Origin of the sequence: Streptomyces sp. LS1784, assembly GCF_020103755.1 — a bacterium.
Lineage (GTDB): Bacteria > Actinomycetota > Actinomycetes > Streptomycetales > Streptomycetaceae > Kitasatospora.
The window spans coordinates 1-10,986 of sequence record NZ_JAHSQD010000269.1 but is presented as its reverse complement, the minus strand read 5'-3'; the positions used below and the strand labels follow the sequence as shown (position 1 = coordinate 10,986).

At 69.7% G+C, this 10,986-nt stretch carries 7 protein-coding genes and 2 pseudogenes; 4 read left to right on the top strand and 5 right to left on the bottom strand.

Annotated features, from left to right (window positions below; genetic code table 11):
• Positions 1-948, top strand: a pseudogene (locus KS423_RS26425) (transposase); the annotation flags it as partial.
• Between the two features lie 507 nt (positions 949-1,455).
• Positions 1,456-3,882: a SpoIIE family protein phosphatase gene (locus KS423_RS26420; protein ID WP_224282271.1), complete on the top strand. Its 2,427-nt coding sequence runs from the start codon at positions 1,456-1,458 to the stop codon at positions 3,880-3,882.
• A 107-nt stretch (positions 3,883-3,989) separates the two neighbouring features.
• On the opposite strand, the gene KS423_RS26415 is transcribed toward KS423_RS26420, so the two are convergent.
• From KS423_RS26415 to KS423_RS26405, 3 genes are all read right to left on the bottom strand, one after another.
• A complete protein-coding gene (locus tag KS423_RS26415) occupies positions 3,990-4,613 on the bottom strand; it encodes a TetR/AcrR family transcriptional regulator (RefSeq protein WP_224282270.1) in 624 nt (207 codons plus the stop codon).
• Between the two features lie 493 nt (positions 4,614-5,106).
• Complete coding sequence (locus KS423_RS26410; RefSeq protein ID WP_224282269.1) at positions 5,107-6,432, bottom strand: recombinase family protein; 1,326 nt, start codon at positions 6,430-6,432, stop codon at positions 5,107-5,109.
• Between the two features lie 9 nt (positions 6,433-6,441).
• Positions 6,442-6,630 carry a hypothetical protein gene (locus tag KS423_RS26405; RefSeq protein WP_224282268.1) on the bottom strand — a complete coding sequence of 63 codons (189 nt, stop codon included), beginning with the start codon at positions 6,628-6,630 and terminating at the stop codon, positions 6,442-6,444.
• A gap of 140 nt (positions 6,631-6,770) precedes the next feature.
• Here KS423_RS26405 and KS423_RS26400 point away from each other — a divergent pair.
• Positions 6,771-6,911 (top strand): annotated as a pseudogene (locus KS423_RS26400) (exodeoxyribonuclease III); the annotation flags it as partial.
• A 513-nt stretch (positions 6,912-7,424) separates the two neighbouring features.
• Here the strand turns inward: KS423_RS26400 and KS423_RS26395 are convergent.
• Positions 7,425-8,357 (bottom strand): helix-turn-helix transcriptional regulator, encoded by a 933-nt coding sequence (locus tag KS423_RS26395; protein WP_224282267.1) that lies wholly within the window; start codon positions 8,355-8,357, stop codon positions 7,425-7,427.
• 222 nt (positions 8,358-8,579) lie between these two features.
• Here KS423_RS26395 and KS423_RS26390 point away from each other — a divergent pair, with 222 nt between their 5' ends.
• Complete coding sequence (locus tag KS423_RS26390; protein ID WP_224282266.1) at positions 8,580-9,809, top strand: hypothetical protein; 1,230 nt, start codon at positions 8,580-8,582, stop codon at positions 9,807-9,809.
• Between the two features lie 457 nt (positions 9,810-10,266).
• On the opposite strand, the gene KS423_RS48580 is transcribed toward KS423_RS26390, so the two are convergent.
• A complete protein-coding gene (locus KS423_RS48580) occupies positions 10,267-10,740 on the bottom strand; it encodes a hypothetical protein (protein ID WP_374120037.1) in 474 nt (157 codons plus the stop codon).
• Positions 10,741-10,986: the final 246 nt, after the last annotated feature.

Genomic DNA, 10,986 nt, shown 5'->3' with positions numbered 1-10,986 from the left:
GTCGCGTGGCTGCGCGAGCACCCCGGGGCCGAATACGTCTGCCGTGACGGCTCCGGCTCCTACGGCGAGGCGATCCGCCGGGCCCTGCCCGAAGCCGTGCAGGTCAGCGACAGGTGGCATCTCTGGAGCAACCTGTGTGGCAAGGTCCTGGCCGAGGTCCGCTCGCACGCCGCCTGCTGGGCCACCGCGGTGAACCCCGCCCGGCCCGGGGGTGTACGCGAGCAGACCACCCGCGAGCGCTGGCAGCGAGTCCATAGTCTGATCGATCAAGGCGTCGGGCTGCTCGAATGCGCCCGCCGCCTCGACGTCGCCCTGAACACCGTCAAGCGGTACGCCCGCATGAAGGAGCCCACCGGCGACCGCCGCGCACCGCGCTACAAGCCCACGCTCGTCGACCCCTACCGCGACCACCTGCGCAGGCGCCGGGCCGAGGACCCCGCGGTGCCCGTCACCCACCTCCTGCGCGAGATCAAGGAGTTGGGTCACACCGGCAGTGCCAACCTGCTGGTCCGCTACATCAGCCAGGGCCGGGCCGAGGGCGACAAGCCAGTCACCACCCCACAGCGCTTCGCCCGCCTCCCGCTCACCCGCCCCGAGAACCTGCGCGACAAGGACACCGAGCTGCTGCGGGAACTCACCACAGCCTGCCAGGAGATGACCGAACTAGCGTGCTTCACCCGCGAATTCGCCCAGCTACTGACCCCAGCGGAAGGCAACGATGCCAAGCTCACCGACTGGATCGCCACGGCCCGCGCGGCCGACCTGCCCCACCTGCACTCCTTTGCGAACGGCCTCGAACTCGACCGCGCCGCGGTCGATGCCGGCCTCACCCTCCCCTTCCACAACGGCCACACCGAGGGCGTCAACACGTGAACCAAGCGGATCACGAGGCAGATGCACGGCCGAGCCGGATTCCCCTTGCTCCGCCAGCGCATCCTCCTTCAGTGACCACTACACAGCGCTACCACCGATTACGGGACAGAGCCCTTCAACGGACACACCGACACCGTGGTGACAGCGGCGGCCATGGTGGTGGACGGCCGACCGATCGCGATCAGCGGCAGCTGGGACGAGCCGCGGCCCATTCGGGTACAGGACCTGCGTGCGGGGGCGAAGGGCGGTGAATTGCTCCGCAGCCACACTGACTGGGTGATGGCGGTGGACGGCCGGCCCGTCACTGTGTTCGGAGGCCGGGACGGGAGGGTCGCCGTCCGGGACTGCAGCGACGGGAGGCAGATCGGCGGTCCCGTCGAGTACGGATCGGGCGTGAGCGCTCTTGCCATGGTGGAACTGGGCGGACGCCCTGCGGCGAAGGCGGCGGGTCAGCTGCGCGGCGCGCTCCGGAGGTCTGCCGTGGCGGTGGCCGTAGACAGGGTGCTTGCGCGGCCCGAGGTGAACTTGTGCCGTGCCGGAGGAATCCTTGAGTCAACGGGCGCGCGAAGCGAGATGATCACCATGGACACACAAGCGGCGGGCGACAGCCGGCCCAGTGGCCCCTTCATCACGGGTGCGGCCATGGCGGTGGCGACTCCGGACGGAGTACTGACGGGCTGGAGTTCCGGCGCCCAGCGGCTGCTCGGGTACTCCGCGTCCGAGGCTGCAGGTCGACCCGCAGCGGATCTGCTGGCGTCGCCCCTTCCGCGGTCGGCTCGCGAGCGGCTGGCCGGGCAGGAACACTGGGTCGGCCGGGTCATGCTGCGCAACCGCGACGGCGGCCCGGTGGAATGCCGACTGTGTGTGCGTCCGCTGCCCGCCGGTGACGGGCGGGTCGGTTGGCTGTTCGAGGCCGCCCCGCTGGGGCAGGGGGACGACCGCGGCAGCGACCCGCTGGTCCACTGGGCGTTCGACCAGTCCCCGTTCGCCCTGGCGATCTACGACGCCGAGGGCAGGTTCCTGCGCGTCAACACGGCAATGGTGCGGCAGCTCGCGGCCACGGAGGGGGAGCTTCGCGGGCTCCGGATCACCGAGCACCTGCCGGATCCACTGTTCGAGGTCCCGCAGCGCAGTGTCGAGCGAGTGGCGGCGACGGGTCGGCCGGAGCAGATCGAGAACCGCGTGCAGGTGCCAGGAGAGGCCTTCCCGCATGCCTGGATCGTCCACCTCACCCCGCTCAAGGACCCGGCGGGGCTGGTGCACGCTGTGCAGCAGACCGTGTTCGACTTCTCCGAGCAGGAGGCGGCTCGGAGAAGTCTGGCGCTGCTCGATGAGGCCAGCAGGCGCATCGGCAGCAGCTTGGATGTGGTCCGCACCGCCCAGGAGCTGGCCGACGTGGCCGTGCCCGCCTGTGCGGACTTCGTCTCGGTGGATCTGCTCGACGCCGTGCTGCAAGGGGATGAGCCGGCACCGATCGGTACCGGCGGGGGCCTGGTTCTGCGGCGGGTCGCCGTCCGCTCCGACGTGCCGGGTGTCGTCGCGGTCGGCGAGCCGGCCCGCTATCCGGAGTCCTCACCGCAAGCCCGCTGCCTGGCCAGCGGCCGCGGCACCGCCCACCGGATCACCGACCCCGAGATTGCCCACTGGCTTGCCCATGACCCGGACCGGGCGGCCTGGATACGTCGACACCGCCCGCACTCGCTGCTCGCGGTTCCGCTGCGGGCCCGTGGTGTGAACCTGGGCGTCGTCCTGTTCACGCGTCTGGACCTGTCCGCCTCGCCCTACGGGCAGGATGACGTGGAGATCGCCGAGGAACTGGCAGCGCGCGCGGCGGTCTGCATCGACAACGCCCGCCGCTACACCCGTGAGCGCACCACCGCCCTCACCCTCCAGCACAGCCTGCTGCCACAGGGGATTCCCGAGCAGGCCGCCGTCGACGTCGCGGGCCGCTACCTGCCCGCAGGTTCGGAGGCCGGTGTCGGCGGTGACTGGTTCGACGTGATCCCGCTCTCCGGAGCCCGGGTCGCCCTGGTCGTCGGCGATGTCGTCGGCCACGGCATCCACGCCTCCGCCGCCATGGGGCGCCTGCGCACAGCCGTACGCACCCTCGCCGACGTCGATCTGGCCCCGGACGAGCTGCTCGCCTACCTGGACGACCTCGTCATCCGGCTCGGCACGGGGCAGGAGTGCGCTGACGCGCCACCCGGAGAACTCGGCGCCACCTGCCTGTACGCGGTCTATGACCCCATCTCCCGCAGGTGCTCGCTCGGCAGTGCCGGCCACCCCTGGCCCGCTCTGGTGACCCCTGACGGCACCGTGGACTTCATCGAACTGCCCACCGGCCCGCCACTGGGCCTGGGCGGGCTACCGTTCGAGTCCGTCGAAACCGAGCTTCCCGCAGGAAGTCTCCTCGCGCTGTTCACCGACGGCCTGATCGAAGCCTGCGGTCGCGACATCGACACCGGCCTGAACGCTCTGCGCACAGCCCTCTCCGGCCCTGTCCCCCCACTCGGCACCACCCTCGACCTCGACACCCTCTGTGACACCGTCCTGAAGGCGATGCTCGACGAGCGGCCTGCCGACGACGTCGCACTGCTCATCGCCCGCACCCACGCCCTGGACACCAGGCACGTCGCCTACTGGGACCTGCCCGCCGATCCGGCCGTCGTCGCCGAGGTCCGTGCGCGGACGACCGCGCAGCTCCAGGCGTGGGAGCTGGACGAGCTGGCCTTCGTCACCGAACTCACGGTGAGTGAGCTGGTGACCAACGCGATCCGCTACGGCGCCCTGCCCATCCAGCTGCGGCTCATCAAGGACCGGACGCTGATCTGCGAGGTCTCCGACGCCAGCAGCACCGCACCGCACCTGCGTCGCGCCCGCATCTTCGACGAGGGCGGACGGGGCCTGATGATGGTCGCCCAGCTCACCGAGCGTTGGGGCACGCGGCACACCGGCACCGGCAAGACCATCTGGGCCGAGCAGCCCCTCCCTCGTCCACCCGCACTGTGAAGGCGCGACCGGCGTCCCGCCGGGACTGCTCGCCACCGCCAGCGTCACCGAGCTGAAGCCGGTGTCACCTGCTGGGTGACCGGCGAGCCGTCGGAGGTGGCGGCTTGTCAGCCGTTGTACCGGGCCTGAAGGTCGTTCAGGGTTTCCTGGAAGCTGCGGATCAGTGCGGTGAGGCCGGTTTCGAAGGCTTGCTCGCGGAAGTCGGGCGGGGCGTTGCGCAGCGGTTCGAGTCCGGGTGGGAGTGCCTCGTTCGTCCAGGCCGCGTCGTGCGGGTGGTTGAGGTGGAGGGCGGAGCCGATGAGGAGGTACTCGATGGACTGGACGACAGGGAGTACGTGTTCCTCGGGCCAGCCGGCCTTCCGCAGCATGGCGAACGCGCAGGCGTAGCTCTGGAGGGCCGTGACGGACCGGGTCGGCCGGGAGGCGAGCAGCGGCACCATGTTCGGGTGGCGGGCGAGGGCGGCGCGGTAGGAGCGGGCCCAGGCGTCCAGGGCGGCGGTCCACGGCTGGATGGTCGGGTCGAGGGCCATCTCGGCGACGATGAGGTCGCTGATTCCGGCGATGATCTCGTCGCGGCTGGAGACGTAGTTGTAGAGCGAGGGCCCCTTGACGCCCAGCCGGGCCGCGATGCGGGTGGTCGACAGCGCGGCGACCCCCTCTTCGTCGACCAGTGCGAGAGCGGCCCGCATGATTCCGTCCCGGGTCAGCAGCGGTCGTGGCGGCCTGCCCATCTGTTGGTCCTCTCGTCCGCTGGTGGTTACCCCCGGGTATTGGTCCCTCGTCGTGGACTAGTGTACGTTCTCGCCAGGCAAAACTACTGGCTCTAGTTTTAGTGGTGCCCGTGGATGGCGCCTGGCGCTTCCCCTGTGGTGCCAGGCCAAGGCTTCGAGGGGCGACTCGCCTTCGCGGCCCCGGTCGACGGCGGACTTCGGCCGCATCCCACGCGACCCCCTCGATGTGCCGGTAGCCACCCGGGTTCCTGCTGCGGTGGACCTTGCCGACCCACCGTCTGGCATGCCCTTGACATCTTGTCGATCGCATGCCGGCGGCTTCAGCGCCAGCCCCGTCCGGCGTGGAGGTGACCCCACAGCCAGGTGCCCGAGGGACGCGCCGTTCAGGTCCGCTCCGCCCAAGTGGAGGTGACCCGCTCCGAGACGACACTGACAGCGCGGCCAGGGACGCGCTCTACCCACGCGGAGGTCTCGGGTCCACAACGATCCCGGATCACCCGACCTCCGCCGAGCTGCCAGCGCACTCCAGCTGTCCCACGCGCGCTTGGAGTTCGGCGGGTAGGTACCAGCCTTCGGTGTCGGGTGTCATGTAGAGGCGGGCCTTGAGGCCGAGCAGAAGTTGGCGGCGGTGTTCCTGGTCGGCCTGGGTCCAGGCGTCGGTGAAGGTCTGGCCGGTCTCGACTTCCACCCAAGCGGAGGGGCGTTGCGGGAGGGCGGCGAGGCGACGGCGCTCATCGACCAGGACTTCGAGGGCTTCGGAGTACTCGTCGTCGCCGCCGGGGTAGTCGAACAGGTTGCGGCGTTTCTCCTCGCGCAGGTCGCGCATGGCCTGGGTGACGTGGTTGAGCTGTTCGGTGTGGTCCTCGCCGGGGATGAACCTGCGCACCGTCATCGCCAGCCCAGCCAGGCGCTGCACCAGGCTGGCGATCGCGGCGGTGACGCGCTCGCCCTTGACGGACTGGCCCTTGCAGGCGGGCTTGCCGGCCGTCTTCGCGCACCGGTAGTACTCGTAGATCTTTCCGTTCTTGGCGAGGTTCACCTGCCGGTAGAACCGGTCGCCGCAGCGGTCGCAGTGCGGCACACCCAGCCAGGGCGAGGCGCCGTTCGAGCGCTCCTTCGTGACCGAGCGCTCGTCCATCGCCGCCTGGATCGCGGCCCACTCCCCCTCCGTGAACAGGGGCTTGGCCATGCGGATCGGCAGGACCTTCGCGTCCCGCGCGATCTTGCGCGTCTTCACGGAGCGGCCGGCCAGCTTCAGGCCCATCGTCGCCGGCGAGCGGAGAATCTTGCCCACGCCGGTGGGATTCCAGTGGTTCGACGGAGGCGCCTTGCGCTTGCTCGTGTAGCTGTCGCCCTGGTTCTTGTACGCGTGGGTCGCCGGGGTATCGAAGCCGGCAGCCTCCAACGCCGCGGCGATCATCCACTGGCTCTGCCCCTCCAGGAGCAACTTGCCCATGTACCGGACGGCCTCGGAGGTCACCGGGTCCGGCTCCAGGGTGCGCCCGCCGCCGGGGCGATCCACGATCCGGTACCCGTACGGCGGCTGCCCGCCCGCCCACCTGTCCGTCTTCCGCAGGTGCTTGTGCGCGGCCGCGACCCGGGCCTTGATCCGCTTGAGCTCCATCTCCGCGAAGATCGACGCCAGCATCAGGAACACCTTCGCCAGCTCATTCCCGAACGACGACTCCCGCCCCTCGCGGTAGTCCAGGGTGATCCCGTCGTCCGTGAACACCAGGACCTTGCGGTCCTCCTCCGCCCAATGCGCCACGTCCGCACAGTCCTTCGCCGAACGGAACGCCCGGTCGACCTTGGCCCACACCAACGCGTCCTACTCGCCCTGCCGCTCGGTCAACCACGGGCCCAGGTCCGGACGCTTCCACGGCGTGATCTCAGCCGAGACGTCCAGGTCCTCGAAGGACCCGACGATCTCCCACTCCTTCGCCAGCGCGTGCCGCGTCGCCGACTCCGCCTGCACCAGGTGCGAGACCTTGCCCTCGTCCCCGTGCGTGTCCGACACACGCGAACCAACCACCGCCCGAACCGGCACCGAAGCCGTCATGCTGCTCACAGGAGGTCCCCTAGCGCCCAGGCCAGCGAGCACCCTCGAACAGGCTGCACTCGAACGGGTGGACCTTTTTCGAAAAGGTGTCGTTCCGCTGGAGGATCGACCTCATCGTGACGACCCCGGGCATTGCGGACAAGTGCATCGAGGCCCGCGTCGAACGAGCGGCGGCCCACGCCGAGCGCTGGAGCGACCACGCGCCCGTCACCGCCGCGTTCGACTTCGGCGATAACTGACCGACAGATATCGACAGTTTAATGGATCCCCGGTCTGCGGCGCCCCCAGGCCGGGCTGCCTCGCGGGAGCGGAGCAGGCGCACAAGACCCGCGATCTCACCGCGCGGTCTCGCCCGGGCCATTTGACGATGCGAATCGTTGCACCGGCTCCCGCTCGGCATCACGACCGTCGGCAGGCGGGACGGCATTGCGAGGCAGCAGGCGGGACGGCCCCACCTCACGCTCTTGCCGCGACCACAGTCACCGGTGGGTGTGTGTTTGTCGGGAATGGCCGAGTGGCTGAGACTCTGTGGTGCCGCTGCTCGCCTCCCGACCGCCCCGGCCCGACACGGCCCTCCAGAACTTCCTCTGCGCGTTCGCCATGCTGCGGAAGGCCGGCTGGTCCGGGGAGCAGGTGCTCCGGGGCGTCCAGTCCATCGAGCACCTCGGTATCCGCCGGAAAGAGCCGGCGAGCCAGGAGCACCCTCGGCGCACTGCGGCCCGCCGCGTCTCGGTGTGCGCGCGACACCTGGGTCAGAGCCAGCCGCGGCGGCTCGCCTGGACGCCGAGCTGGAAGCGGGTCCGCGCGCCGAGCACCTCCTGCAAACGGGTGATGCGGCGGGCCACCGTCCGCTCGCTGACGCCGAGTTCACGAGCGATCGACTCGTCGGTCAGTCCACCGCTGAGGCAGGTGAGGAGCTGCCGGGTCTCGGTGGTGGGAGGCGTGGCGAGGTCGGCCGCCGTCTCGGCGACGGGCAGCGGGACGGCGATCTGCCAGAACGACTCGAAGATGCCGATCAGCGCGTCGAGGAGGTCCGATCGCTGCACGACGATGTGATGGCGGCGGGCCCAGTCGCTCGCAGGGGGACATACCAGGGCGAATCGGTCGTCACAGACGGCCATGTTCAGCGGGAGGTCGGGAAAGACCCGCGCTCGCTCACCGAGGTCGACGGAGGCCTGGACGGCCGCCCGCGCGGCCCGGTCGTGCAGGACGTGGGATCCGTAGACGACCGAGCACGTGACGCCGCGTGTCAGTGCCTCGCGGCACCCGGGGGCCATGGCGTTGGGCTGTGCCGATCGGCCGGTGTAGCCGATGGTCAGGGCGCGGATCTGCTCGGTGGCCTCGTCGTAGATCCGTTTGACGACTGCTCTGCGGGCCGCATCCGTCCGGGCGATCTCAAGGTAGTCGGCTCCTCCGACGTGGTGGTCGCGCCAGAAGCGGGACAGTTCCTCGATGCCGCTGCGCAGCGCGGCGAGTTCCCTGCTGCGGCTCTCGGCCACGGCGTCGAGAGCGGCGCGCGGAGGGCGGGCGACCAGCTGTGGTCCGTCCGGTTCCACCAGGCCGAGACCGGTCAGTTCGCCGATCGCGGTGCTCACGGCATACGAGGTCACGCGCAGGGCGCTCGCCAGTTCGGGCGCGGCCGTCGGGCCTCGCTCGACGAGGGCGAGGTAGGCGCTCTCTGCCATTGCACTGATACCTATGCCATCAAGCGAATACATCTGCCGATTGTCGCACTTATGGGCCGACATGGAGACCTGTCACCTTTCTGCCACGCCGGATTCAGCCACCGTGAACTCGCCAGTAGCCGGTCGACACCTCGCAAACTCTGCGTACGGCACAGCCGACCGCTCCCCTCACTCCCGCAGGGGCGCTCTCGCGCGTCGGCTCGCACCTCTAGGAGCTCTCCCGTGAAGAAGACCCTCGCCTGGGCCGCGACCCTGGCAACTGTCGCCGCTTGCACCCTCGGTGCGGCTCTGCCGGCCGTGGCCGCCGACGCCACGACACCGGCCGCCGTCACCTCCGCCGTCTCCGCCACGGCGTTCGACACCTCCCGCCTCTCCCCTGAGGCCAAGGCCCTCGCCGACCAGATCCTGGCCAAGCTGCCGGCCGACTGGCAGCAGCACCGCGATGCCGCCATAGCCAAGTACGGCATCCACGACACCCAGTGGGCCGGCATCCGCGACAGCGTCATCGATCCGGGCGACTACCAGTGCCAGGCCACGGCGCTCCGGGACTACCAGCAGGGCCTGCTCACGGGCGCCGATCCCGGACTGCTCTTCCTCCTCAGCCTCCTCGGCGCGCCCGACATGCCCACCTATGACGCGCTGTTCTTCGGCAGCGAGTCGAAGTCCGACACCTTCGGCGCCAACGGCGAGTACACCAACCAGCTGACGTCCGAGGGCAAGGACCTGAAGCGGTTCTGGGACATCGACTCCGCCGACATCCAGATCGTGCCGATGCACGGCGGCGACCTCTTCTCCTCCCCGGAGCGCCTGGCCCGCGTCATCAGCCTGATGTACGGCATCCCGGAGACGAACAAGGACACTGCGCTGTTCCTGGCCCACCTGATCGGCCACCTGATCAACCTCGACCCCGTCCTCCAGGGCGGCAACAACCCGATCTTCACCTTCAACGCGTTCGCCTTCACCGAGAAGCACAGCCCGAACCCAGTGGGTGTCTCCGACCGCATCGTCGTCGGTGACGGCATCCTTCAGGGCATGAGCGCACTGGGCCTGGGCGACACGGCCCCACGTGCGATCCTCGCCCACGAGTTCGGCCACCAGGTGCAGTTCGCGGACGGCCTGACCGCCTCCCGGCTGACCGGGCCGGAGGCCACCCGCCGCGTCGAGCTGATGGCGGACGCGTACGGCACGTACTTCCTCACCCACTCCCGCGGCGAGGCCCTCAACGCCAAGCGGCTGCTGGACTCCGAGAAGTCGTTCTACATGGTCGGCGACTGCGGCTTCTCCAGCCCCGGCCACCACGGCACCCCCAACCAGCGCTTCGCGGCTTCCGCGTGGGCCGCGAGCGTGGCTGACAACGCCGCCAACCAGGGTCACATCCTGCCCTCACTGGCGTTCGACGCGCTGTTCGAGGCGAAGCTTCCGGATCTCGTGAAGCCGGACGCCGCGAACTGACCGTCGCGAACTGACCGTCGTGAACGACCGGGTGCGGCCCGGCAGGCTCCGAAGCCTGCCGGGCCGCACCCGTTGCGCCCAGGAGCCGCAACACGATCACGGGGCGGACCGCGAGACGTCTCCGCCGGATCCACTCACCCTTGCACGGACCAAGTCAGGACGCTTCCAGGGAGTCATCTCGCCCGAGACGTCCAGGTCCTCGGAGGAGCCGACGATCTCCCGCTCTCTCGACAACGCGAGCCGGGTCACCGACTCGGCCCGCCCCAGGTACGAGACCTTGCTCTCATCCCCGTGCGCGTCCGGCACACGCGAACCAACCAGCGCGCGGACCGGCGCCAACGCCGTCACGCTGTTCGCAGGAGGCCCCTACCACCCAGGCCGGCAGGTCCCCTCGAACACCCCGTCCTCGGACGGGTGGACCGTTTTCGAAAAGGCGTCTATCCGCTGGCGCATCGACCTACTCGTATCCACTAAGAATCTCGCCGATAAGGCTGTCGAGGCCTACGTCGAACGCGCTGCCTCCCACGCCGAGCGGTGGTCGGACCACGCGCCCGTCACCGCAGCGTTCGACTTCGGCGCTAACTGATCTACAGACAGCGCTAGTTGATTCCCAGAACCAACCACCGGGGCGACGGCACCGCTCAGCCCTGGCCCACTCACACCAGCTGACAGCGCCTGCGATTTCGCCCTCCGTGGCGGCGACCCCGGGAGAAGAACCAGACCTTGTCGGCCCCGCGCATGCGGGGGTTGCCGGCATCAGGAACACCTTGGCCAACTCGTTTCCGAACGACGACTCCCGGTCTGCCCGGTAGTCCAGGGTGGTGCCGTCGTCGGTGAAGACCAGAACCTTGTGATTTTCCTCCGCCCAGTGCGCCACGTCCGCGCAGACCTCGGCCGACGGGAACGCCCCGTCCGCCTTGGCCCACACCATCGCGTCAGTCGTCCTGGCGGCCGGTCAGCCACAGGCCCGAATCCGGACGCTTCCACGGCATGATCTCCGCGGAGACCTCCAGGTCCTCGAATGAGCCGGCACTCCCGACTCCTTCGAAAGCGTGTGCCAAGTCGCCGAATCCGCCCGCATCATCCTCCACCTGTCCCGCCCCGGCACCCGACACCACCGGCCCGGCCCAGCGGTGTCACACCGCCGCAGGAGAAGAATCAGAAAATGCGCCAGCAA